This is a genomic window from Robertmurraya sp. FSL R5-0851, from assembly GCF_038002965.1.
Lineage (GTDB): Bacteria > Bacillota > Bacilli > Bacillales > Cytobacillaceae > Robertmurraya_A > Robertmurraya_A beringensis.
Genome location: NZ_JBBOOE010000001.1, coordinates 1,382,355 through 1,407,514, shown reverse-complemented (window position 1 = coordinate 1,407,514; position 25,160 = coordinate 1,382,355). Strand labels below are relative to the sequence as shown.

The following is a 25,160-nucleotide window of genomic DNA, read 5'->3' as shown; positions in this document are numbered from 1 at the left end:
CGCATTCAAGACAAGTGGGAACCCTTTAGCTTTCGTTAATAAATTCTTTAATAATTTCCACAAATGCTTGAACCTGTTTTAACTTAAAGGATGATTCATATCCCATAAGCCAAGTGTCCCGTTTTAAAGGCATTCCAGCTTCGTCAAGTAACGGAATTTTAAAGATATCCTTATCCATTTGATTCAAAGTAATAGCAGGTAATATCGCAAAACCAATCCCATTCAAGGCCATTTGTTTACATGTTTCAATTTGATCCACGACTAAAGTTCTCTTTGGTGAGGTTTGAAAATTCCGATACCACCAATCTTGGATTTCCTGAAAATAATTGGAATCGCTTTTAAACTGTATAAAAGGGCGATCTGTTTTCAATACCTGCTCCGGGCTAGTGATCACCTTGTCGACTAAATAAAGGCTATCTTCGAACAAGTGCATCTTTACACCCTTCCATTCAGGAGTTCCGCGAATAATTCCAATATGTGCTTGATCTTCATAAAGCGCCTTAGAAATCTCACTGCTCCAGCCAGTTATTAGAGCGATTTTTGCATGAGGATATCTGTTCATGTACTTCTTTAGTACTTTGGGAAGCCAGTTTTGACCTACTATGGAAGCTACAGCGATCTTTAATGTGCCATATACCTCTAAATCAAGACCGTGAATCGCTTCTTTTACTTTTTCTTCTTTCCCTAATACTTCGTTGGCAAACTCAATAACAAGTTCTCCTGCTGGAGTAAGTGTTAATCCCTTTTGTGAACGAATAAATAGCTTAGTTCCCCACTCTTTCTCTATCGTTTGTAATCTTTGGGAAAGAGCAGGCTGAGAAACAAATAATCGCTCTGCGGCTTTTCTCATATTCATTTCAGTTGCTAGTACGGACAATAATTGAAACTCTGATAGTGTAGACACAACATCCCTCAGTTAATAAGTTTTACTTATATTATAATTGAAAAAAGCCCCCAAAAGGGAGCATATCTTTATTTATTTAATTTTTTTACATGCTTATTTAAGTGAAACAACACCGTTCTACGAGTTAAAATTCCTTCAAAAATCCCATCTGCACTTTCAATACAAATAAACGGGTGATCGATAAGAGTTTCAAGAGAGCTTTTGATACTAGCATCAATTGATATCCGAGGAACCTCTTTATTCATGACCTCTTCAACCTTCTTTTCCTCAAGTTTCTCAAACTCAATCCGCTCTAAACCTAATATGGACTCCATAATAATTGGCGTACTTATTAATCCATGAAGCTTATAATGTGGATCCAGAACAGGTATAGCCGTATATCCACTTTTCGTTAACACCAATAAAGCATGCTCTAAATTGTTTTGAACTTGCACATGTGCCACGCGTTCGGATGGTATCATCAAATCTCTAATATTAATTTCTAAAAATTCCCCACTGTGAAGACTTATCATGTCGAAAACTCCTCATCTCTTGTTTTCAGCTATATTTATTTTATCACAGTTTGAAAGGGTTTGCTCTTTTTAACTTCTTTACATACAAAAGGGACCAATAAATGGTCCCTCTATGTATAGGTGGTTACTGTATGAGATCAAAGATTTCAATAGTAATCATATCGATGTTGTCGAATTGGTATCTCTTCGATTTTTCTTTGTCATTGTATACTTCTAGTTCAAATGTTTCTGTTTTTGGGTGAAAAGTAACCTGACACTTTCTTTCTCCATTAACTTCAAAAAAGCGTTGAGCTGGCTCACCTGAACTCGCTTGCTCTTGAAGATTTTTTAAACGTGTAATGATTCCTTGAAGCTGCGACATACTCTCTCTCCTTTCGAAACAAACCTATTGATACTCCTAGGTTTCTCTTTTGACATGTTTCTATACGAAAAAAGAAATCAGAAAATTCTTGCCATCCTTCTTTACATGCCAATATTAACAGCATAAAATAATGATGGGTGTTTGTACAAGGAAAAGTATAAAAAAGGAGGTTTTTTTTTGAAAAATGTAGTGAAACTCCTCGAAAATTTGTACATTATTGACGGTCATGACTTAGGACTTGATAATAGAACGGGTAGCTACCTGCTCGTTGCCGACCAACTTACTATTATCGAAACAAGCGCTAGCCCTTCTGTCCCATTCATCCTTGCTGGATTACAGGAATTAGGATTCACTCCTATTCAGGTCAAGAACATTATTGTAACACATATCCATCTTGATCATGCTGGTGGTGCTGGACTTTTACTACAATCCTGTCCGAATGCAACTGTATACGTCCACCCTGCCGGTAAAAGGCATTTAATTGATCCTACAAGGTTAATTGCGGGAGCAAAAGCGGTGTATGGAGATCGATTCGATAATCTATTTGATCCAATTGTTCCTATCCCTGAAGATCGCATAAGGTCGATGGAGCATGAAGAAAAGCTTCAAATAGGTCCATATCATGTACTTACCTTCTATCACTCACCGGGACATGCGAATCATCATGTTAGTATTTTTGATGAATCCACTAAGGCTCTCTTTACGGGAGATACTGCCGGTATCTGCTATCCGGACTTAGAGGGTACAGGGGTTAAGCTTTATTTGCCATCAACTTCGCCAAATCAATTTCATCCTGACAAAATGCGTCAGTCTCTTAAAATGTTCAAGGAGCTAAAACCTCATTTCCTCTGTTTTGGACATTATGGAATGACTGAGCAACCAAATGAAGTGTTTATACAAGTCTATAGCTGGCTCGATCGTTTTGTAGAGCAGGGAAATAAAGCATATGGAGCCCGTACTTCTTTTGAAGACAGAGTTCAATTAGCCATTAAATACTTATCTGAAATGATACAAGATCATTTAGAATCTTATTCTATTTCAAGAAACCATAAAGTAAATGAGGTCATTTCTTTAGACTTGAGCATATGCGCTATGGGATTAATTGATTTTATCGACAAACAAAAATATACCTAGAATAGAGGAATACAATGAACAAAGTTACCTTATACACCCAGCCAGGCTGTCCCCCTTGTGAGTTTACGAAAAACTTTTTTAATGAACAAAATATCTCTTATGAACTTAAGGATATTAAAAAAGATTCTTCCGCTCGAGATGAATTAATTAAGCTTGGTTCATACTCTACGCCAACCATTGTTATTAATGGAGATGTGATTATTGGATTTGAACAAGAGCGAATTATAGAAGCACTTGGTCTATCAAACAAAAACGAGTAGAGTTTTGTTTCACTCTACTCGTTTCCAAATGCTATATAATGGTTAAAAAAACTCGCGGTCAGTTTTATATGATGAAGAGTGCTAATCATTAATGTTAGAAGAGGATTGTTTTTTTCTAGACTATTCTTTTTTTCCTCTTCTCTTTCAGGAGCAATATCTGTGGATGGATTAAAGTCGTATACATATTCACTTATTTTCCAATCCCTTGTATGCTCTTTTTTCAAAATGATCGCTTCATAATGGTCTTTGTATATGACAGGTCCCTCATTTACCCCTTTAAAAAATTCATACACATAAATATTGTTTTTATTTATGACTATTTCTGTTTGGTCAGAAAATTGAAAAAAAGGAATGTAGTAAGGTGCAAAATCCGTTCCATAGGTAAACTGTAATCCATTCTCTTCCACCATATTTTCCTTTTTAAAAAGCTGATTATAGGAATTCGTAAAGTAAGGCTTTAAAATCGAATTTATTTCTTCTTCTGTTCTTCCTACTTCACTTAACGACACCTGCGCCTGAAACGCTTCATGTAAAAAACCAAGAACATCCTCTCTGGTTTCCATCGTTGTAACAGGGGCAGCTTGTCCAATTAAAGGAAAAAAGAATAGAATGGAAAATACCAATAATAGCATACGTTTGTTTCGACCCATAAGCTCACTTTCCTTTCCTCGTAATAATTTTCATTTTAACAACAATTCAATTCCTTGATGCACGCATTCGTTCGTAAAATAACGTGCTAATCTGACATTTATATTGATGAAGTTACCCTTTATGACAACCGATATAACAATTTATGAAGAAAAAGGCGAAAAAATAAGGAAAAATACCTACACATTTACAAAAAATGATTTTACAAAAAAAAAACCTCTAGCAAGAGGTTTTTACGATAAGTTATAAAATAAAATAATGAGAATCACCAGCAAGAAGAATATCCCATATGTTAGAAAAATAGGGTTTCGCAAATAGATATGCGATTGGACCTTTGTCGGAAGAGGTGTGTCTGCTTCTGGTTTTAATTGCTTTGGTCTTCTTGTTACGGCTAATGTATACCCCAATGAAAAAACGAGGACACCCATGGAAATAAATAATAGGATTGACATATAGGTACTCAAGGAGAACTCCTCCTTTATATTTTGTCATATCTATACGATTCCACAATAGTCCTCGTTTATTCTTTTTATGATTAGGGCAAATTATAACAAACCGTCATTGTCATATAGAAAAGCATACGAAAGGTCAATAAATAGGTAATGCTTTGCACTCAACGGGTAAGAGAAGGTTCGAATGTTATCACCGATTTCGATATCGCTGTATACATCCGATAAAATGCCTTTTTTCTCTAAGCGCATTTTATGAATATTTTCTAAGAAATATGGTCTCCAGCTCCAGTTTTTATTCATATATTCAACTTGGCTAACCCATTCGTTATCCCCTTTAAATAAGTTCGGTGAAACTTGGAACCCATCTTCATCACATATGTATAAGCGAAAAGCGATTGAATCTAATTCCTTCGTTAAGGATCCTAAAAATTCCTCATACTTTTCTTGCTTTTTATATTTGGAAACCAAATCCTGCATTCGGATTTGAAAAGATTCTGTGATTTGATGTAAGGTTTCAATACGTTTTTTCTCGAAAGCAATAAAACGGTGAAATTCTTCCTTTAGTTTATCTTTTAAAATGTTGCGATCCACAAAATCTTTTGCTGGTTTATGCAAGTAAAATCCTTGATAGTATCTTCCTCCATTTTTCCAAGCAAATTGTAGTTGGTAGACCATTTCAATGTTTTCAAAGAGTAAAGTTGCACCAATTTTTCGTGCTAATAGAGAAAGTGAGTACAAGATATCTTGAAACCCTTGCGAAGCACGGTTAGAACGAAGGGCACGCAAGTCCACTTTCAAAATATTAGGAGATAGCTGACCAATTCGATCCAAGTGACTGCTTTCATGTCCAAGTTTATCTATTGCAATTTTTATTCCTAACGTCTTTAAATAATTAAGAAAATGATCTAGTTGATCTAGCTCACCTTTATAATTAGCTTCTGAAATTTCGAGCACATATCTATTTAGCGACAACCCAAGCTCTTCGTATTCGTGCAGAACTTCTAGAAAAGGATCATCTGCTCCCTTCATCAACAAATCCGCATCTCTGTTAATAAAGATTAAGAGGTGTTCATCAACCTCTAGAAAACGATCTAGCGCTTTTTTTAATACCACTTGGTCAACTTCCGTTCGGTATTCTTCGGGAATATTTGAGTCATGGAAAAACGGACCAAGACTTATGTATTCCGAGCCATTATAGTACCTTCCTAATACTTCATAACCAATAACCTGGTGTTCATCCGCACTGAATATCGGTTGAAAAAAAGGCAGTACATTTTCAAGATCTGTTAAGATATCCAATGCATCCAATTACGATCGCTCCTTACATCCATCATTTCATTGATTATACCATAAAAAGGCTTAATATTCCTTTTCCATGAACCTCTTCCAAAAACCTTATCTTATATTTACCTTTCCTTTTTTGCATTCTAAACTTAACCACCGAAAGGAAGGTACCAAATGAAAATAAAAACATTGTTTCTATCCATTCTTTTTGTGATGAGCATACCTTTTTCAACATTCGCACAAAGCAACGCATTGCTAGATGTTCCTTTGATCCATCAAAATCCAGAATTAAGGTATGGTTGTGAGGTTACAAGCCTCGCCATGATGCTGCAATTTGCTGGAGTGAATACAAATAAAATGGATCTATATAATAAAATAAAAAAAGACAATGATCCCTTGGTAAAACAAAATGGTGATATTATTCGTTGGGGAGATCCAGATGTAGGATTTGTTGGTGATATGACTGGGAGAAAAGCTGGATATGCAGTCTTTGATGGACCAATGATCGACTTAATTAATACTTACCTGCCAGGGAAAGCCGTCAATCTTACTAATAGACCGTTTCATGAAATCGAAGCTCATGTTGCAAAGGGCTTTCCTGTTGTAGTGTGGACAACAGGTGATTACCGTTTACCAGACCGTCCAGAATCTTGGATGCATGGCAATAAAAAAATAGTTACACCTCTTGATCTTCATGCGGTCGTTTTAGTTGGCTATGATCCATCGTTTGTTTATTTGAATGATCCTTTATCAGGTAGAAAACAGGTAAAAGTGAATAAGCAACAATTTCTACAGTCTTGGAACGCTTTAAAAAATAGAGCCGTTAGCTATCAATAAGAATCAGCAGGCTAGCTTATTGACTAGCCTGTCTTTATTCTTAAAATGGATGCTGATTAAGCCATTGCCCGCCATCCATCGTAATACATTCTCCGTTAATATAAAGTGCACCTTCTGAGCATAAAAAGAAGGCCAATTCAGCAATTTCTTCAGGGGTACCTAACCTTCCTAGCGGCACGCTTGAAAGCGTTCGATTGGCGGCCTCTTGGGACTCCCATAACCGTTGTGCACCACCTGTTCGTTCAATCGGTCCAGGTGCAATTGCATTCACTCTTATTCCGTATCTCTGCCCCCATTCAACAGCGAGCGTTCTTGTCATGGATAGTACTCCCGCTTTTGCAGCTGCTGAATGAATCACTCCCGCACCTGCATTCCAGGCATATGTAGCAACCATATTGATGATATTCCCCTTTATCCCTTTACTAATCCAATACTTTCCTACCTCGCTACTACAATAAAACGTACCGTTTAGCACAATATTTATCACGGAATTCCATCCATTCACTGATAGCTTTTCAGCTGGACATATAAAGTTTCCGGCTGCATTATTAATAAGAATATCAATCCGACCGAATGTTTCATCCGTCAGCTCGACCATTCTCTTTACATCCTCCACTTCTCTAACATCCATTTTTACAGGTAGAACCTGATTATTTTCTTTCTCAATTTCATTTTTGGCCGCTCGTAGTTTTTCCTCATCTCTTCCTGTAATCACCACATAAAAGCCACTTTCAGCAAACTTTTTTGCCATTGCTTTCCCCATCCCAGATGAACCACCTGTTATGATAACCACTTTCCTCTCCATCTTCCATCCCCCTCATCAAAAAAGAATGAATATTCATTCATTTATATTGTATCATTTTTTATTCTACATCTGTATACATATATTTCATGGACAAGATTTAAATCACGCCTTTTTAGTTCTCATATGTCCCTGATTTTGTTAGTATAGAGTGGATTGTCCTAAATTTAGAAATGAGAATAGGTTGATTAGTAATGAAAACAAAAATGTCGAGAAGACGATTTTTGAAAAGAGGATTGGGCACTTTTATAACGGGAATTGTTGCTGTCTGTGGAGGGGGCTTTTATGCTCGAGAAATTGAGCCAAAGCTATTAACAGTTAAGAAGCACACTATTTCTCACCCGATGATTCCCAATGGTTTCGACGGCTTTAAAATACTTCAATTCAGCGATACGCATATTGGATTTCAATATGATTTATCCCAACTTCAAGAATTGGTCAATAAAATAAATGAACAAAAGCCCGACATGATTCTTTTTACCGGTGATTTAATGGATACGCCTAATCAGTACGCAGATATTCACTCTATTGCACCGATTTTGAAAAATCTCGAAGCTCCGTTTGGTTCGTTTGCTATATATGGGAACCATGATCACGGAGGCTATGGTTCGGATTTATATCAAAATGTTATGACAGAAGCTGGTTTTACCCTTCTTTTGAATGAAGCTCATCAAGTCTCTCTCCTTACAAACGAGAGTTTGTATATCGCTGGGATTGATGATGCCATGTTAGGTAGACCAGATATTCAAGCGACATTGGAAAGCATACCTAATGAGGCATATACCATCCTTTTATCTCATGCACCTGACTTAGCCGATAAGGCTGCTAGCATAGGAAATGTTCAACTCCAATTAAGCGGACACAGTCATGGAGGACAAATTCAAATTCCTTTTTTAGGAGCTATTATAAAGCCCCCGTTTGCCAAAAAATATTTTGAAGGATTTTATCAAATTGATCAGGCAGGTGATCCTTTGACTCTTTATGTAAATAGAGGCTTAGGTACAACAAGGCTTCCCTTTCGGTTTCTCTCTCCGCCCGAAATTACCGTATTTACTCTTCAAACCCTACAAAAATAAAACAGACCGTCCATTATGATTTGGTCGGTCTGTTAAAAATGGTTTGTTCAATATCAATTTTACTCAACGGTTTTGAATAAAAGTAACCCTGCCCTTTATCACAGTTCGTATTTAAAAGAAACTTTGCCTGTGCTTTTTCTTCAATCCCTTCAGCTACTACCGTCATTCCGAGGCTATTTGCTAGGTGGATAATCGTTGTTGTAATGGCAGCATCCTTATCGTTATTATGAATTCCTCGGATAAATGATTGATCTACTTTGAGAACATCAATAGGAAAACTTTTTAAATAGTTTAACGAGGAGTATCCAGTACCAAAATCGTCTATCGCAATGCTAATTCCTAAATCCTTTAAACTTTTAAGTATTGGAGCTGTTTCAGCCGTATCCTGCATTACTCCCTCTGTTATCTCAATTTCGAGCAAGGAGGGATTAATTTGAAACTTCTGAATCGCTTTTTTAATCGTACTGACAAGAGTCCGTTGTTGAAATTGTTTGGCAGATATATTTATCGCAATTGTAATTTCTTCTCCGCGAAGATCATTCCATTCCTTTATTTGCATACAAGCTTGTTCAATCACCCAATTACCGATAGGAATAATCAAGCCCGTATCTTCCGAAAGAGGAATAAATTCTGACGGTGGGACCAACCCAAACTCTATGGAATTCCATCTAATTAACGCTTCAAAGCTTTTGATTTTCCCGCTTCTTAGCTCTACCTGTGGTTGATACAACAGGATAAATTCATCACGCTCTAGAGCTTTTCTAAGTTGAGTTTCTAATGAAACGATATTGGCAAACGATTGCGTTTTATCACTTCGATAAAACTGATAATGAGCTTTTCCTTTCTCTTTTACACGAAACAATGCTTCATCAGCATTTTTGATTAAAGTTTCCGCATCTTTTCCATCCTGAGGATACATGCTTAACCCTATGCTTGGTGAGATATAATATTCATGTGAATCCAAATAAAAGGACTTAGCAAATCGGTTCAAAATTTGTTGCGCCAGTTGGTTAGCACTTTGACGATTTCCTTTTAAAAGAACGATAAACTCATCTCCACCCTGGCGGTATACCTTATATTCATCTGTTCTATCGACACTTAATCGTTCAGCGATCTTTATTAAAATTTGATCACCAGCAAAATGACCTAAAGAGTCATTTAATTGTTTAAATCGGTCAATATCAATGGAAAGAAGACAAAAAGGTTCTTCTTTATTACTTTCTGAATGATTTAAAAGAAGATCTAAATCGCGTAATAAAGCCCTTCTATTATACAACCCTGTTAACTGATCATGAAATGCCATGAACTTTATCGTCTCAGCATTTTGCGACTGCTCTGTAAGATCTCGAAAAATCAAATATATACCTGTAATTTTATTATGAATGGTAAAAGGAACTGTTTTTAATTGGACCGTAATTTTTCTTTTACTGCTGTTAACAATTCGGAAGTCTAGAGTTTCTAAAGATATACCTGAGAGTGAATGCTCGATAAATTCTCGAAATTTATCGACATCGAATTCATCAACAAAATCAAAAATTGATTTCTTCTTTAACTCATCAACTGTATATCCTGATAAAATTTCACTAGCTGGATTGGCGTCTATAATATCTCCTGCTTGAGTCGCGAGAATAACTCCATCAAGATTATGGTCCACAATAGAGCGATAACGCTGTTCCGTCACTTCCAGTCGGCTTTTTTCCGCCTCTAACTCTGTAATATCACGAGTTACAGAAACAACAAATCGGACTTCTTTATTTTCATTAAGGACTGGAGTTAAAATTGACTGCCCATGAACTAGCTTTCCATCCTCTAATGTTGATTGATCAAAAAGCACTTGAAGTTCTTTAGATTCTACTACTTCCATATATGCAGCTTGCAGTCTTTTAGCTGTCTCAACAGGCATTACCTCAAATAAGGTTTTTCCCATCGTTTCCACTGTCAGCCTTGCATGTTTCGCACCAGATTTATTGGCAAAAACGTATCGAAACTGATCTCCATCCACCTTCATAATAAATACCATATCATTGATATGGTTAAGAATAATGTCAAAGATCATCCCTTCAATTTCACGTCTATTTTTATCATTTATCACTTCTCGAGAGATTACCTTTTTAAACTGCTCCATCCCATCATCCTCGTTTGTACCTGAGCATTGGTTGTGTTAAAAACTTCTTAACTTATATTATCCTTAAATATCGATAGAATCGTCAAGTTGTTTTGAAAAGTGTACAACAATATAAAAAGCAAAAAAGAGACACCTAGCGTATCTCTTTATTCTTCATCTTCTCTTAATTGATAGGTTTCTTTCATTAGTTCGACTTGATGATTTAGTAAATTTCCATGGTTTGACGAAATATAAGAGTATTTCCCATCTTGATGCTGTTCTCTTGCTTTTACATTGTCCGAAAGCTGGAGTTTCAATATATGGTTGATTCTGTCTTTGTGATGATTTTCAAAGATTGGAAATAAAATTTCTACTCGTTTCTCCATATTTCTAGTCATCATATCGGCAGAGGACAAATATACCTGCTCCTCCCCGTTATGGTAGAAATAATAAATACGACTATGCTCCAAAAAGCGACCAACAATACTTATAACCCGAATATTTTCACTAACCCTTGGAATTTTTGGTTTTAAGCAGCATATGCCTCGAATAATTAAATCGATTTTCACTCCAGAAGACGACGCTTCATAAAGTTTCATGATTAATTCCTTATCAGTTAGGGAGTTCATCTTGGCTATAATTCGTCCATTTTTGTATTGCTTATGATAGGTGATTTCCTGGTCAATTAATTCAATAAACTTTCCTCTTATATCATACGGTGCAACCACGATATGATTATACTTTGGCTTCTCTGTATATCCGCTCAAAAAATTAAAAAAATTGGTTGCATCGATACCAAATTTTCGTTTGGAAGTTAAATAGCCTAAGTCTGTATAATAATTGGCTGTTTGGTCATTGTAGTTACCCGTCCCTAAATGAACAAATCTTTCTATCGTTTGATTTCTTCTTCTAACTACTAATGTAATCTTACTATGCGTCTTTAAGTGGGTCATACCATATATAACATGACAGCCAGCTTTCTCTAGTTCTTTTGCCCAATGAACATTGTTTTCCTCATCAAATCTAGCTTTTAACTCGACTAGAACAGTCACCTGCTTTCCATTTTCGGCAGCATTCTTAAGAGCCTTAATAATAGGGGAATCACCACTTACACGATACAATGTTTGTTTAATCGCTAAAACATCCGGGTCACTGGCGGCTTCGGTAACAAAGTCGACAACAGGTTGAAACGATTCGTATGGGTGATGCAATAAAACATCTTGTTCAAGTAACTTTGAAAATAGATCTTCGTCAAAATTAAGATCTACTGGCTTTTGAGGAATAAAAGCTTCAAAGCTCAAATGCTCTCTTTTTCTTGATAAATGTTTTGAAAAATTCGCCAAAAATGTATGGTCGAGAGGACCAATAATTTTGTATACATCCTCATCATCTAACTCCAGTTCTTTTGTTAAATGCTCAACTACAGAGTTATCAAAATGGTCATCACTCACTTCTAAACGAACAGCCGCTCCCCACTTCCGTTTTTTTAGGACTTTTTCAATTTCTAATAACAGGTCTCTAGACCCCTCTTCATGAATTGTTAAATCAGCATTTCTCGTTATCCGAAAAGGAGTAACTGATACTACTTTATATCCTTTAAACAACTTATGTATAAAGTAGCAAATCACATTTTCTAATAGAACAAATGAGCTTCCTTCGTCACTAGGTATACTTATAAAACGATTAAGAACTGCTGGAACCTGAACAAAAGCTAGACGGTTACTCACTTGGCTCTCTATGTTTTCTTCTAGTAAAACGGCAAGGTTTAAACTTTTGTTTGATAGCATCGGGAATGGACGATAAGCGTCAATAGCCATCGGAGTTAATACAGGAAAGATTTGTTCTTCAAAATAGTCTTCTAAAAAAGAAAGTTGATTTTTTTCCAAACTAGTAATGGCAAGAAGGTAAATAGATTCCTTTTTAAGTTCCGGGAGCAGAACATTGGTAAAGGTTTCACATTGAGTGTTCACCAGCTTATGAGTAAGCTTAGAAATTTCGTCCAGCTGTTGTTTCGGAGTTAATCCTGCCTTATTTTCTGGCCTATTATATCCTGCATCCACTTGATCCTGTAAACCAGCCACTCTTACCATAAAAAACTCATCAAGATTAGAACTAAATATCGATAGAAATTTAAGCCTCTCAAGAAGTGGATTACTCGTATCAAGTGCCTCTTCTAGTACCCTTTCATTAAAAGCTAACCAACTTAATTCACGATTATTATAATAGGAAGGTAGATTGTATTGCCTTTCACCATTCATTTGGTCTCCCATCCTTATCTATCTGATATGAATTCAAGAATAATTTTATATTTTAAAGACTTCTCTAAATGACGAATCTGCTTTTCCGCTTGATACTGTTCAACAAATGTATTACCCACACAAGATAGTTGAAAAACGAGCTCATCCTGCCTTTTTTGTACTTTTATTTTCTTCACCAGCATACGTTTGGATGAGTCCAATGCAGAAGCAAGCTTCACCATTGAACCAGCTATGCGAATATCCTTTAATTCTCCTTTTGAAAACCATTCGATAAAAGGTGTGGAATATTGCTTTAATAGTGCCCAGTTTTTATACGAAGCAATCAAGGCAAGAATCAGTCTTTCCTTATGTGTAATTCCGTCAATTGATTGATGAGCTAGGAGGTTAAAAGTATGCTGGCTACTAACATCTGAATCGACGTATTGTCCGATATAATAGATACGTGCACTTTGTTCAATTAGACGATCACTATATTCATTTGTTTTATTCCCGAAAACATTAGAAAGTTCGAAGTAAATTTGTTTTGCTAACCAGGCCACATGATCAGAATGGCCCTCCTCAATCCCATAATCTCTAACCAGGTGATCAATACTGTTTTCTAAAATAAAATCAGATGGATTCTTTCCACCGGCTTTTTCTTTGTAGAGGATTCCTTCTCTTAGACCTCTTTTACTAAAAATAAAACGTGTTGCTTGAACATACTTACAAAGCATATCGAATACTTCAATGGCTGGGAGGATAATGTCTGCTCTGTCTTTTGAAAGTCCCTCCAATTTTTCGATCTCAGTAACCTCCATACTCTCCATCATTTGCAATATATTATGTAAATCATCAGGGCTCATACCATACTGATGAATTCCTGCTAATGGATAATTTTTTAAATGTTGATGGACTTGAGCGATGTTTCTCGCGCTACCCCCAATGGCGACAATTGGAATCTGTTTGTTTTTTAGCCAAGGTAATGATTCAAAAGCTTCCAAAACCATTTTTTGCAGAGCCATCCTTTCATCATTAGTCATCCGGCTCCCACCCATAAATTTTTCCTTTAAAGACACGACACCAAATGGAAAACTATGGAATTGAACAAGCTTCTTATTCTCATAATACGTAATTTCTGTGCTTCCCCCACCAATGTCAATGGTCACACCATCTTTTACGGCTGTTGTGTTCACTACGGCTAAAAAACCAAGATAAGCTTCTTCCTCTTCACTTAAAATTTGGATATCAAAACCTAGTACTCCCTTTACCCTTTCTAGAACATCAGACTTATTCACTGCCTGTCGGATCGTTGCCGTGGCCACGCATTTCACTTCATTTATTCCATTAAAGTCAATAATTTCTTTAAAGCCTTTTAAGATCGTTAAACATTTCTGAACTCCTTCATTGGAGAGAACATTCTCTTCATTTAAGTACTTTCTTAGCCTTGCAACAGCCTTAATATTTTCAACTTCCTTGTAGAAATGATTGATGGTTTCTATATAAATCACTAATCGTATCGTGTTCGATCCAATATCGATAACAGCCCATTTTTTCATTTATTCAAAACTCCTTTACTATTCACTATTATATTTATTCTATTCCACGTTTGACATTCCTCTAACCACCCAACCAGCTCAAGTACCTTGTTTTTTTATCATCAATCATTTCAGAACCATTTTCTTTCCAACTAAAAAAAGGTATAATAACCTTACAGTAGTTTGAACGATTGAAAGGAGCTCAAAACCTTGAGTCAGGAAAAATCACATCATCCTCCCTTAAAACCAACGATAGAAAACCTCTCACAGGCAATCTTCATTGTGAATCGTCATGCAAAAACCGCTCCAAATCCAAAATTTTTATACGAATTGAAGCGAAATGCCTTACAAAAGCTTATTAAAGAAGGAAAAGCGAGAAAGGAAGGTTTACACTTCTCAAACAATCCTAAATACAGTCAACAACAATCCGATGTACTCGTTATATGTGGAAACTACTCCTTTCATCTCCCTCCCTCAAAACAGGACTTTGAGAGTCTTCCACACCTAGGTAAATTAGATAATAATATACGAAATCCAAGAGCTGTTCTATCGCTCAATCAGGCAAAGAAGCTTCTATCTAAATACACTGGATTGAAAGAAGAAACGAGAGTTACTTATAAGAAAAAAGAATATGAGAAACCAGTCTTTAAAAAGCTAGGTGAAAGCTATTTTTAAAAAAAGGGTGTCCCTAAACTTAGGAACACCCTTTTGTCATTATAGAATATGCTTGTCAATCAATTGAACTAATTCAGCTATTTCAGGTTTACTAACCTGTGCGTTTGCACCAACCATTTGCCCTTTATGACGAAGATCATCGGTAATTAACGAAGAAAAGATAATAACTGGCAATTTAGCCGTTTGACTATTTTCTTTTATTCTTCTTGTAAAATGATGTCCATCCATTTGTGGCATTTCAATATCTGTGATAACGAGTTGAACTTCATCTGTTATGCTTTTCCCTTGAGAAGTGATGGCTTCTAAATATTGAAGGGCATCTTTTCCATTTTCAAAAAACTCAATATTGGTAAACCCTGCTTCATTTAGTGTGTCATGAAGAAGCTTTCTTAATAGTGGTGAATCCTCTGCAACTACCAATTTCTTTGTTGATCTCTCTCTTTGACCAAGCTTTTTAACTTGTTGTACGTTAATCCCTGTTTCTGGGTTAATTTCAACTACAATCTTTTCAAAATCAAGTAGTAAGATCATTTCACCATGAAGCTTTACAACTCCAATTATTTGACTCTCAGGACCTTGATACATTTCTGAAGGCTTTTCAATTTGGTCCCAAGAAATACGGTGAATTTGTGTAACAGTATGAACATGAAAGACAATTTTTTGTTTGTTAAATTCAGCAACAATAAACTTATCCTGTTCGGGAGATTGTGAAGGAGGGAAACCTAATGCATTAGCCACATTCACTACTGGTAATACTTCCCCTCTTAGCTCAATGATTCCTTCTACATGGGGATGGGAATGAGGTACTTGGGTAACTTGAACGGCATTTATTATTTCTTTCACTTTAATCACATTAATCCCAAATTTATTTTTGCCAATACTAAATTCAACAATTTCTAGTTCATTTGTTCCACTTTCTAATAAAATTCCCTTTTTATTATCCATTAACGGTTCGACCCCTTTTGGCTAGCATTATATCTGTGTTAGCATACAAATACTATACCACGAAACGGTCTAATTAACAGTTAACTTTCATATAAAATATGTTACTTTTCTACCATCTTTAGACAACTAGCATACTATGAAAGTAACACGTCTATTTGATTTTTATGATGATAGTCATGCTGAATGAAGTCTACAAAATATTCACGTATTAATATGAAAATTCAGAGGAATTTTTCACTCTTCTTCCTTCACATGATAAAATAAACCCATAGGAGAGTGATCACTTGGAACATTTGATTAATTCAAAAGTAAAAAACATTGAAATATCAGGAATTCGTAAGTTTTTTAATATGGTTGCAGGTACAAAGGATATGATTTCGCTTACGCTTGGCCAACCAGACTTCCCAACCCCAGAGCATGTGAAAGAAGCAGGAAAAAAAGCAATTGATGAAAATTTCACTACATATACTCATAATGCTGGATACATAGAACTGCGAACAGCAGCTGCCCAATTTGTTCAAACTAAATACGATTTATCTTACAATCCGAACGATGAAATTATTATTACCTCGGGAGCTAGCGAAGCGATAGATATTACGTTTCGGACCATTTTAGAAGAAGGCGTGGAGGTTATTTTACCAGGACCCGTATATCCTGGCTATGAACCAATTATCAAATTATGCGGAGCTCGGCCTGTATATGCGGATACAAGAGAAAACAACTTTCGAATGACCGCGGACATTATTAATAACTACATAACAGATAAAACTCGTTGTATCGTCTTACCTTATCCGTCTAACCCTACTGGAGTGAGCTTAACTAAGGAAGAATTAAGCGCTATTGCAGAATTACTAAAAGACAAAGAAATCTTTGTATTAGCAGACGAAATCTACAGTGAATTAGTATTTGACCATAAACATTTCTCAATTGGCACGATTTTAAAAGAAAAAACGATCGTTATCAATGGTCTTTCAAAATCACATTCGATGACCGGTTGGAGAATCGGTATGCTTTTTGCTCCTAGTTCTATAACTGAACATATTTTAAAAGTACATCAATATAATGTCTCTTGTGCTTCCTCTGTTTCTCAAATGGCTGCACTAGAGGCACTTACTGCGGGCATAAATGATGCTGTTGAGATGAAACAATCCTATATGGAACGAAGAGAATATGTATTTGAGAGATTAACCACCATGGATTTGTCAGTTGTGAAACCAGATGGAGCCTTTTATTTCTTTGTGAAGCTTCCAGAACCGTTTACCAATTCGTTTGACTTTGCCCTACAATTAGTTCGAGAACGAGGCGTAGCTGTCGTACCCGGAAGCGCATTTTCACCCCTTGGTGAGGGCTATATACGAATCTCATTTGCTTACTCAATGGATGTACTTACTGAGGCATTGAATAGGCTCGAGGCATTTTTAAAGGATCATCAGTCATAAAAGTGAAACCCAAGCTCTAATTCAAGCTTGGGTCTCATTTATTTCCAGTTTTTATATAGAGCCTGTGTGCCACTATTTTCCTCGCCTTGTTCCGCTAATTTTTCGTATAGCGATTTGGCAAGAGATAAACCAGGAGTCATCATTCCCATTTGTTCCGCTTCACTTAATGCAATGGTCATATCTTTAATAAAGTGTTTGATATAAAACCCTGGAGAAAAATCCCCTTCTATAATTCTTGGTGCAAGATTTGAAAGAGACCAGCTTCCTGCTGCTCCAGATGAAATACTTTTAAGTACCGTTGTCGGGTCAAGCCCAGCCTTTTCCGCGTATACCACTGCCTCACAAACACCTAGCATATTAGATGCAATCGCAATCTGATTACACATTTTAGTATGCTGACCAGCTCCAGCACTTCCTTGATACACGATATTACTTCCTAACACCTGAAAAATAGGGTTTAATGCTTCAAAAACCTCTTGATCTCCTCCAACCATTATGGAAAGCTTGCCTTCTCTCGCACCAATATCTCCACCTGATACAGGAGCGTCTACAGCATAGATTCCCTTTTTCTTAGACTCGTTATTTATTTTTTTAGCTAATGTAGGTGTGGAGGTCGTCATATCTATTAAGAAAGAACCGGGTCTCGCTGTATGTACAATTCCTTTTTCTCCGAGATATATTTGTTCAACATCTGATGGATAACCCACCATTGTTATGATAATATCAGCCTTTTTAGTCATAGCTTCTGGTGATTCAATCCAAACTACATTATCATCTAAAATATCTAGCGCTTTTTCTTTTGTACGGGTATAGGCAACAACCTCGTAACCTGCTTTTACTAGATTTCTCGCCATACTTTTCCCCATGACACCTAAACCAATAAATCCGATTGTGCTATTTGCCTTCAGTTCCATACTCACTTCTCCCCGTTAGAAATAAGTAGTATTTTATCACTTATTACCAATTTGATCAAAGAAATGACTATAGCTGAGTTTGAAAGTTCTGGACATACCCTGAAACGATCATATCCTCTTCATTAAAAATCTGTACCTTGACTGCATTTTTTTGCTGAATCATCTCTTCTAATACAAATGTATGTAAGTCAATTTGTAAAGGGATAGGATCCATTGATAAATAAATTTCCTCCTGATTTCCTAAATGCAGTAGTTTTCCATCATGAACATATTGGTCACCGTAATATATTTCTGTTGTTCCTAACGCTTTTGCCAACTGTTTATTTTCGATTAAGACCTTTACTTTGTACATTTCTTCTTTAGAAAATAATCGTTCATCAAATTTAAACCGAAACTGAAGTTCATTATTTTTTGTAAGTAATACATCTGCATAATGATTAATAAACGATTGTTTTTGGCTTCCATCACATCCTACTAAAATAAGTGAACAACACAATACGAAAATGGCTTTCTTCATGATCGTCCTCCTTTATCACCTACCATTGCCTAGAAAGGTAATATATAAACGGGTAATAATTAAAGTTTACAATTCATCCTTATTTGACTGCAGAACTCCATTCATTTTACAATCAAGGAAGAAGGGAGAGATATTATGTATTATAAAGAACTGTATGTTTTTAACTCCTCCAAACCAACCAAAGCAATTATTCGCACGTATACAAAAGACGACTTTCAAGAATTAATTCGGATTCAACAGGAGGCGTTTCCTCCCCCCTTTCCTTCTGAGCTTTGGTGGAATGAAGAGCAGTTAACCAATCATGTCGAACTGTTTCCTGAAGGAGCATTATGTGTAGAAGTAGAAGGTGTGATATGCGGTTCGATCACAGGATTGATTACCAATTTTGATAAAAACCATCCAAGCCATACTTGGGAGGAAGCAACTGATAATGGATACATTACTAACCATGCTGAAAGTGGTAATTCCTTGACATAGTCGATATCTGCATTTCACCCTCTTATCGAAAACTAGGGTTAGGAAAATGGCTTATGCAGTCCATGTATGAAACAGTGGTTCAACTTAAGCTCGAGCGATTGCTAGGAGGAGGACGGATGCCCGGGTATCATAAGCATGCGGATCAACTTTCGGTAGAGGAATATGTTGAGAAGTTGATAATAGGAGAATTTCAGGACCCTGTTATCACCTTTTTATTGAGATGTGGAAGAACACCTGTCGTAGCTGTAAAGGATTATTTAGAGGATGAACATTCGTTGAATTACGGACTTCTGATGGAATGGAACAATCCTTTCTTATCAAAAAGACCCAACTGATATGAATCAGTTGGGTCTCTTTTTTTAGCGTTGAGTTGCTTTCGCTACTGCTTCTAACACTTCTTCCGTCGTGCTCATTTGAAGCACTTCTGAAGCTAATGTTTCCATATCTGATTTTGACAGGTTACGGATTTGAGAACGTGCTTTTAGGATAGATGTTGCACTCATAGAGAACTCATCTAAACCTAAGCCGAGAAGAACAGGGATCGCTTGCTCGTCGCCCGCCATTTCTCCACACATTCCAGCCCACTTGCCTTCTTTGTGTGCAGCGTCAATAACCATTTTTACTAAGCGTAAAATAGCTGGATTGTATGGCTGATACAAGTAAGATACTCTCTCGTTCATACGGTCTGCAGCCATTGTGTATTGAATTAAGTCATTTGTTCCAATACTGAAGAAATCAACTTCCTTAGCAAATTGATCTGCAATAACAGCAGTAGAAGGGATTTCTACCATGATTCCAAGTTCAATTTTCTCAGAAACAGCTACTCCTTCAGCTTGAAGCTTTTGACGTTCTTCTTCAAGAATGGCTTTTCCTTGACGGAATTCAGAAAGTGTTGCAATCATTGGGAACATAATTTTTAGGTTTCCATATACACTTGCACGAAGAAGTGCGCGAAGTTGCGTACGGAACATGTCTTGCTCTTCAAGACATAAACGGATCGCACGGAATCCTAAGAATGGATTCATTTCCTTCGGTAAGTTTAAGTAAGGAAGCTCTTTGTCTCCACCAATGTCTAATGTACGAACAACAACTGGCTTTCCATCCATTCCTTCTAGAACAGCTTTGTACGATTCAAACTGCTCTTCTTCAGTTGGAAGTTGGTCACGACCCATGTAAAGGAATTCAGTACGGTAAAGTCCCACACCTTCGCCACCATTGTTAATAACACCTTTAAGATCTTTAGGTGTTCCAATATTTGCAGCAAGCTCCACATGGTGACCATCAGAAGTAACCGTTTGCTCGTTAACAAGCTTTGCCCACTCAGCTTTTTGTGCTTCAAAAGCAGCGTGCTCAGACTTGAAACGTTCAACTTCCTCAGCAGTCGGATTAATATAGACTTGTCCATTTAATCCATCTACAATTACAAGATCGCCGTTTTGGATTTCTTCTGTTGCAGTTTTAGTACCTACAACTGCAGGAATTTCCATAGAGCGGGCCATAATTGCAGAGTGAGAAGTTCTACCTCCGATGTCAGTTGTAAAGCCTTTCACAAATTGACGGTTTAGCTGTGCAGTATCTGATGGTGTAAGATCTTCAGCAACGATAATAACTTCTTCTGAAATCATACTAGGGTTAACAAGTTGTACACCTAGTAAATGAGAAAGAACGCGCTTTGTTACGTCGCGAATATCAGCAGCTCTTTCCTTCATGTATTCATTGTCCATTGACTCAAACATCGCTACAAACATATCCGCTGTTTCTTTTAAAGCAAATTCAGCATTTACTTTATCTGTTTTAATTTTATCTTCAATTGGAGAAACAAGCTCTGGATCACTTAGTACGAGCAAATGCGCTTCAAAAATAGCTGCCTTATCAGCACCTAATTCTACTTTTGCCTTGTCTCTAATACCTTCAAGTTCAACCTTTGATTGATCAAGTGCCGCACGGAAACGATCAATTTCAACTGTATCGTTGTCGATTGACTTTTTTGTAAAGGTTAAATCAGGTTCTACCAAACGGTATGCTTTTGCGATTGCTATTCCGCTAGATGCAGCAATTCCATTTAAAAAGTTCATTTTTATGCTAAACCTTCTTTTTTCAAAGTTTCTTCAAGACTAGCTAGTGCTTCTTGCTCATCTCCACCTACTGCAGAAATAGTAATGTCAGCTCCTTGTCCAACTCCTAGAGACATAACACCCATGATTGACTTAAGGTTTACTTTTTTCCCTTTGTACTCAAGGTTAATATCAGCATCGAACTTGCTAGCTGCTTGTACTAATAATGTTGCAGGACGAGCGTGAATTCCTGTTTCAGCTATAATTTTAAATTGTTTTTCTGCCATGGTTAATCAAACTCCTTTTTCCTATACATATATTTGCTAAGATGTTTCTCGTTAATTGTCTAATTCCTTCACTTTACCTATTCAATCCGACATTGAAAAATATACAGCATACTTTAGTATTTTTTCCACTGTCGTTTTTATTCATTAAATATAGATAGTTAACGCCGACTAAAGTTCTTAGGGTTATCAGACAATCGACATCTCAAAAAAAAGAATAGCATTTCCTTAGCGTGTATACAATGAAAAAGCCACAATTGTAGAGGAAATTTCACAGTTTTTTTATTTAACCGCTTACATTTTTACTCATAATATTCAAATTTTCCAACATGAGTTAGAATGGTAAATATTATCCAATAAAGTGGGTGTTTGATAAAAATCGTGGAAATAAAATACTTGTAATCAATAAATGGTAAATGTATGATTTTAGTAATCAGTTATTTGTTACATTTTCTTACAAGGTGATAAACGTGATTTATAAAAGACAAGAGGCCTTTAGATTTCAATTTCAACAGCCTATTCATGGAACATTTAAAATTGTAAGCATAAATGGAAAGCAAGGGGATGTTAAATCCGCAATTGCTTATATAGTAGATATTAGCCCAAATGGGATCAAATTCAGATCACCGATTAATTTACCCATTGATCAAAATGATTTTTTGCTAGAGATTTCATTTTTATTAGCTGAGCGATTCATTAATGTTCTTGGAAAGCCAAAATGGAAAAAGACCGAAGGCAAAATGTGGGTATACGGATTTACTGGTTTAGATGATAAGGAAACCAAAAAAGAAATCGTCAACGTCCTTAAAATTTACACAAAAATGGTTCACAATGAATCAAAAAATCTAGACTAAAAAGCTACCTAACTTTGGTAGCTTTTTACTTACTCCTCGTAAATCATCTTTTTCGTCATTCCTCCATCAATGGTCATATTTGTACCAGTAATGAAATCATTATTCGGGTCACATAAGAATAAACATCCTCGCGCAATGTCACTTGGCTTACCAACCCTTCTAGAAAAATGCTGTGAATGGTCGATTTCACGAAGCTCATCGTAATGATTCGTTTCTATCCAACCTGGACTTATGCAATTGACTCTCACTTTCTTTTCAGATAATGTAGCTGCTAATGCATGGGTCAATGCTACAATTCCACCTTTTGATGCTGCATATGCTTCCGAATGTGGTTCGGACATATTGGCCCTAGTTGAAGAGATATTAACGATCGATCCTCCTTCTTCAATCACCTTGGCAACCTCCCTCGAACAGAGGAAAACACCCTTTAAATTGGTATTTATTACTCTATCCCATTGTTCCACGGTCATTTCGTAGAAATTTGAAAAAGAGGAAATACCTGCATTATTAATCAGAATATCCACTCGACCGTATCTCTCCATTACAAAAGTAACCAAAGAAACAACTGATTGCTCGTTTGAAACATCAGTTTCAAAAAAACTTACCCTCTCACAGTTATATTTCTTCTCTGCTTGCTTACCATTTTCTGTATTGTAATCAGCAATAACTACCTTTGCACCAGCTTCATAAAAAGCATGAACAATTCCAGCACCAATACCACTGGCACCACCTGTAATAATTACGATTTTTTCATTATACATATTTGTCCACCTTCCCTAGCTTCTAGGTTCTTGTAAGTACTGATAAATCACACCCCCACTTCTTTGGGCAATCCCTCTGAAATGTTTAAAATCTTCCAAAGCTACAATCACAGCCCTTACATCTAGGAATACTTCTTTATCTACATTCCACTCATTTATTTGTCCACTTCTTAATTTTTCAATCATTTCTAAAATCAAATCTTTTTCCAAATACAATCCCTCCCTTATAGATTTATTATATATAAAAGATAAAGGGTTTCAAAATCGACTATACATTCTCTTAAAAACTATTAATATAATAAATAATTATTAAAATTTACAAAAAATTCTTTACGTACAGGAAAAAGTAGTGCAAAATGTTTATAATATCGTCATCTGGAAAGAAAAGGAGAGAGCGACATTGAAAAGAGCTGAAGTGGGGAACGTGATCGAATTTAGAGACGGGTTACAGGGAATTGTTGAAAAAGTAAACGAAAATTCAGTAATTGTAGACCTTACTTATATGGACAATTATCGGGATCTTGAATTAGACCAAAGAACTGTTGTAAATCATAAAAACTATAAGGTTATTAAAGAATCTTCATTTTAGAAACGAACTAATTGGAAGCGCATTCTACATGTTTAGTAGCATCCTTTTTTGTCTCGAAAATAAAAATAGGTTATAATGTGGGAAACCTCTTATGTAAGAGGTTTCTTCTTTTTTTCAATAAATGTAAGACCATGCTTTAGGAAAGGAGCCATAATATGCTTCAGAAAAAATTGGATGCAAGAATAATTTTCGGTATTTTACTTGCCCATGTATTGTTATTCATTACTTTTCAAGAAAAAAATGTGTTTTGGTACCTATTCACAGCTTCGATGCTGTTTCTAATTACTTACACCATTCTTCAAGAGGAAATGGATGACCAGCAACCCATTCAAATTTATTTGACGTATGGTGTGTTATCAGGAGTAAGTTTATTTGGCTTATTTTACCTAGGTAATATCATCATACATATCATTGATCTTCCGTTAAAAGGATCGGTTGCTAAGCTTTATAAACAAATGTCTCCTACTCAAATATGGCAATACATCGTCTTATTTCTTATCATCATTCCTGGGGAAGAAATCTTCTGGCGAGGATTTATTTTAAAACGACTTATTGGACGGTTAAAAATCCTACCCAGTATTTTGCTATCAACTTTATTATATACTTCTGTCAACATATACTCAGGGTCAAGCCACCTGATCCTCGCTTCAATTGTTGCCGGTCTAGTTTGGTCAAGCCTCTACGTTTGGAAGAGGAGCATTCCTTTACTAATTGTTTCACACCTTGTATTTGATTTATTTTTGTTAGTCCTGCTTCCATTAAGTTAGATTGGCTATGTAACCTTTCTAAACCACTTCCGTCTATTATGATAAGACTCTCAAATAAACAATTAGGAGGATATGTAAGTGAAATTTATTAATTTGTATATAACCATTGGCTTACTCGCTGCAGTGTTAACAGCCTGTGGAACTGGAGAAACCAGCCTAGAGGAAGCCAAAAATGGGACATCCCCACAACAGGAAAACGTAGAACCGGAAGAAGGTTCGGTTCAAGAGGATAATAATGAAGAAACTGATCCATCGGATACAATGATTCGCCTTCTTGAAAATAATTTAACCTATACACTAAATGGAGAAACAAAAGAACAAACAGCATTTTTAAAACATAGTGATAATCAAGGATATTCAATGTATATCCTTCCAGATTATGAACTAACAGCAGAAGAACCAAATAAGGACGTAGTCATGCTTTCAAATGATGGTGAAATTTTTATGAGGGTCGAACTCTTACCAAAGGATGTGGACTGGGATTCTACTGAACAGACGGCGGTCGAACAGTTACAGGCTGTAGCTTCTGAAGTAAATGAAATCAACCCACCGGAGCTTGAGTTTTTTGCAAATAGTAAGGTGTATGAAGCTAGGATAAATGAAGAGGTTATTACTTCTTACCTGGTTAAAAACAATGAAGGAGTAATCAAACTAACCTCTTTCACAAAAGAATCTTTAGATTATCGCGACTCATTTATAAAAATGGCAGAAACCATAGTTAACGAAGCCAAATAAGAC

General features: G+C 36.2%; 27 protein-coding genes and 1 pseudogene. 11 read left to right on the top strand and 17 right to left on the bottom strand.

Translation table 11 applies throughout. The annotated features are described in order from the left end of the window. Positions 1-25 precede the first annotated feature (25 nt). From MKX65_RS07320 to MKX65_RS07310, 3 genes are all read right to left on the bottom strand, one after another. Entirely contained in the window at positions 26-904 is an 879-nt protein-coding gene (locus tag MKX65_RS07320) for a LysR family transcriptional regulator (protein WP_340903049.1), read from the bottom strand. Between the two features lie 68 nt (positions 905-972). Next, the gene (cbpB, locus tag MKX65_RS07315; protein WP_340903048.1) at positions 973-1,416 is read right to left on the bottom strand and encodes a cyclic-di-AMP-binding protein CbpB; all 444 of its coding nucleotides are present in this window, start codon (positions 1,414-1,416) and stop codon (positions 973-975) included. Between the two features lie 124 nt (positions 1,417-1,540). Then, the gene (locus tag MKX65_RS07310; protein WP_340903047.1) at positions 1,541-1,777 is read right to left on the bottom strand and encodes a YkuJ family protein; all 237 of its coding nucleotides are present in this window, start codon (positions 1,775-1,777) and stop codon (positions 1,541-1,543) included. A 177-nt stretch (positions 1,778-1,954) separates the two neighbouring features. Between MKX65_RS07310 and MKX65_RS07305 the strand changes: the two genes are divergently transcribed. Together MKX65_RS07305 and MKX65_RS07300 are read left to right on the top strand one after the other, a co-directional pair. Beyond that, positions 1,955-2,911, top strand: coding sequence for an MBL fold metallo-hydrolase (locus MKX65_RS07305; protein ID WP_340903046.1), 957 nt, complete (start codon positions 1,955-1,957; stop codon positions 2,909-2,911). A gap of 14 nt (positions 2,912-2,925) precedes the next feature. Then, positions 2,926-3,171 carry a glutaredoxin family protein gene (locus tag MKX65_RS07300; protein WP_340903044.1) on the top strand — a complete coding sequence of 82 codons (246 nt, stop codon included), beginning with the start codon at positions 2,926-2,928 and terminating at the stop codon, positions 3,169-3,171. 14 nt (positions 3,172-3,185) lie between these two features. Here the strand turns inward: MKX65_RS07300 and MKX65_RS07295 are convergent, their stop codons facing one another. The 3 genes from MKX65_RS07295 to MKX65_RS07285 form a co-directional block, all read right to left on the bottom strand. Next, entirely contained in the window at positions 3,186-3,821 is a 636-nt protein-coding gene (locus tag MKX65_RS07295; protein WP_340903043.1) for a DUF3993 domain-containing protein, read from the bottom strand. Between the two features lie 231 nt (positions 3,822-4,052). Further along, entirely contained in the window at positions 4,053-4,283 is a 231-nt protein-coding gene (locus MKX65_RS07290) for a hypothetical protein (protein ID WP_160548716.1), read from the bottom strand. An 81-nt stretch (positions 4,284-4,364) separates the two neighbouring features. Then, positions 4,365-5,579, bottom strand: coding sequence for an EAL domain-containing protein (locus MKX65_RS07285; RefSeq protein ID WP_340903042.1), 1,215 nt, complete (start codon positions 5,577-5,579; stop codon positions 4,365-4,367). 189 nt (positions 5,580-5,768) lie between these two features. Between MKX65_RS07285 and MKX65_RS07280 the strand changes: the two genes are divergently transcribed. After that, positions 5,769-6,392: a C39 family peptidase gene (locus tag MKX65_RS07280; RefSeq protein ID WP_340906177.1), complete on the top strand. Its 624-nt coding sequence runs from the start codon at positions 5,769-5,771 to the stop codon at positions 6,390-6,392. 40 nt (positions 6,393-6,432) lie between these two features. On the opposite strand, the gene fadH is transcribed toward MKX65_RS07280, so the two are convergent. Further along, positions 6,433-7,197, bottom strand: a complete 765-nt coding sequence (gene fadH, locus MKX65_RS07275) for a 2,4-dienoyl-CoA reductase (protein ID WP_340903040.1) — start codon at positions 7,195-7,197, stop codon at positions 6,433-6,435. Between the two features lie 191 nt (positions 7,198-7,388). Between fadH and MKX65_RS07270 the strand changes: the two genes are divergently transcribed. Next, positions 7,389-8,270 carry a metallophosphoesterase gene (locus tag MKX65_RS07270; RefSeq protein WP_340903038.1) on the top strand — a complete coding sequence of 294 codons (882 nt, stop codon included), beginning with the start codon at positions 7,389-7,391 and terminating at the stop codon, positions 8,268-8,270. Positions 8,271-8,283: 13 nt separating this feature from the next. Here the strand turns inward: MKX65_RS07270 and MKX65_RS07265 are convergent, their stop codons facing one another. From MKX65_RS07265 to ppx, 3 genes are all read right to left on the bottom strand, one after another. After that, entirely contained in the window at positions 8,284-10,395 is a 2,112-nt protein-coding gene (locus tag MKX65_RS07265; RefSeq protein WP_340903037.1) for a putative bifunctional diguanylate cyclase/phosphodiesterase, read from the bottom strand. 146 nt (positions 10,396-10,541) lie between these two features. Continuing rightward, positions 10,542-12,632, bottom strand: a complete 2,091-nt coding sequence (locus MKX65_RS07260; protein ID WP_340903035.1) for an RNA degradosome polyphosphate kinase — start codon at positions 12,630-12,632, stop codon at positions 10,542-10,544. A gap of 14 nt (positions 12,633-12,646) precedes the next feature. Then, the gene (ppx, locus tag MKX65_RS07255) at positions 12,647-14,167 is read right to left on the bottom strand and encodes an exopolyphosphatase (protein WP_160548709.1); all 1,521 of its coding nucleotides are present in this window, start codon (positions 14,165-14,167) and stop codon (positions 12,647-12,649) included. 189 nt (positions 14,168-14,356) lie between these two features. Between ppx and MKX65_RS07250 the strand changes: the two genes are divergently transcribed. Beyond that, entirely contained in the window at positions 14,357-14,821 is a 465-nt protein-coding gene (locus MKX65_RS07250) for a YkyB family protein (protein ID WP_160548708.1), read from the top strand. A 39-nt stretch (positions 14,822-14,860) separates the two neighbouring features. Here the strand turns inward: MKX65_RS07250 and MKX65_RS07245 are convergent, their stop codons facing one another. Next, positions 14,861-15,766: a chemotaxis protein CheW gene (locus tag MKX65_RS07245; RefSeq protein WP_160548707.1), complete on the bottom strand. Its 906-nt coding sequence runs from the start codon at positions 15,764-15,766 to the stop codon at positions 14,861-14,863. A gap of 284 nt (positions 15,767-16,050) precedes the next feature. Between MKX65_RS07245 and MKX65_RS07240 the strand changes: the two genes are divergently transcribed. Further along, positions 16,051-17,205, top strand: a complete 1,155-nt coding sequence (locus MKX65_RS07240) for an aminotransferase A (RefSeq protein ID WP_160548706.1) — start codon at positions 16,051-16,053, stop codon at positions 17,203-17,205. A 38-nt stretch (positions 17,206-17,243) separates the two neighbouring features. Here the strand turns inward: MKX65_RS07240 and MKX65_RS07235 are convergent, their stop codons facing one another. Both MKX65_RS07235 and MKX65_RS07230 read right to left on the bottom strand, forming a co-directional pair. Next, positions 17,244-18,119 carry an NAD(P)-dependent oxidoreductase gene (locus tag MKX65_RS07235; protein WP_160548705.1) on the bottom strand — a complete coding sequence of 292 codons (876 nt, stop codon included), beginning with the start codon at positions 18,117-18,119 and terminating at the stop codon, positions 17,244-17,246. 67 nt (positions 18,120-18,186) lie between these two features. Then, positions 18,187-18,636, bottom strand: a complete 450-nt coding sequence (locus MKX65_RS07230; RefSeq protein ID WP_160548704.1) for a hypothetical protein — start codon at positions 18,634-18,636, stop codon at positions 18,187-18,189. A 135-nt stretch (positions 18,637-18,771) separates the two neighbouring features. Here MKX65_RS07230 and MKX65_RS07225 point away from each other — a divergent pair. Next, positions 18,772-19,448: pseudogene (locus MKX65_RS07225) on the top strand (GNAT family N-acetyltransferase). Positions 19,449-19,472: 24 nt separating this feature from the next. Here MKX65_RS07225 and ptsP read toward each other — a convergent pair. Together ptsP and MKX65_RS07215 are read right to left on the bottom strand one after the other, a co-directional pair. After that, positions 19,473-21,188: a phosphoenolpyruvate--protein phosphotransferase gene (gene ptsP, locus MKX65_RS07220; protein ID WP_340903032.1), complete on the bottom strand. Its 1,716-nt coding sequence runs from the start codon at positions 21,186-21,188 to the stop codon at positions 19,473-19,475. Between the two features lie 2 nt (positions 21,189-21,190). Then, positions 21,191-21,454 carry a phosphocarrier protein HPr gene (locus MKX65_RS07215; RefSeq protein ID WP_160548702.1) on the bottom strand — a complete coding sequence of 88 codons (264 nt, stop codon included), beginning with the start codon at positions 21,452-21,454 and terminating at the stop codon, positions 21,191-21,193. A gap of 467 nt (positions 21,455-21,921) precedes the next feature. Between MKX65_RS07215 and MKX65_RS07210 the strand changes: the two genes are divergently transcribed. Continuing rightward, on the top strand, positions 21,922-22,305 hold the full coding sequence (locus MKX65_RS07210; protein WP_340903030.1) for a PilZ domain-containing protein: 384 nt from the start codon (positions 21,922-21,924) through the stop codon (positions 22,303-22,305). 29 nt (positions 22,306-22,334) lie between these two features. Here the strand turns inward: MKX65_RS07210 and MKX65_RS07205 are convergent, their stop codons facing one another. Further along, positions 22,335-23,066 carry an SDR family oxidoreductase gene (locus MKX65_RS07205; protein ID WP_340903028.1) on the bottom strand — a complete coding sequence of 244 codons (732 nt, stop codon included), beginning with the start codon at positions 23,064-23,066 and terminating at the stop codon, positions 22,335-22,337. 15 nt (positions 23,067-23,081) lie between these two features. After that, the gene (locus MKX65_RS07200; RefSeq protein WP_445677947.1) at positions 23,082-23,252 is read right to left on the bottom strand and encodes a hypothetical protein; all 171 of its coding nucleotides are present in this window, start codon (positions 23,250-23,252) and stop codon (positions 23,082-23,084) included. 214 nt (positions 23,253-23,466) lie between these two features. Between MKX65_RS07200 and MKX65_RS07195 the strand changes: the two genes are divergently transcribed. The 3 genes from MKX65_RS07195 (at position 23,467) to MKX65_RS07185 (ending at position 25,157) form a co-directional block, all read left to right on the top strand. Next, positions 23,467-23,655, top strand: coding sequence for a YkvS family protein (locus MKX65_RS07195; protein WP_066058257.1), 189 nt, complete (start codon positions 23,467-23,469; stop codon positions 23,653-23,655). Between the two features lie 155 nt (positions 23,656-23,810). Further along, a complete protein-coding gene (locus MKX65_RS07190; protein WP_160548698.1) occupies positions 23,811-24,422 on the top strand; it encodes a CPBP family glutamic-type intramembrane protease in 612 nt (203 codons plus the stop codon). A gap of 78 nt (positions 24,423-24,500) precedes the next feature. Continuing rightward, positions 24,501-25,157, top strand: coding sequence for a hypothetical protein (locus MKX65_RS07185; protein ID WP_340903021.1), 657 nt, complete (start codon positions 24,501-24,503; stop codon positions 25,155-25,157). Positions 25,158-25,160: the final 3 nt, after the last annotated feature.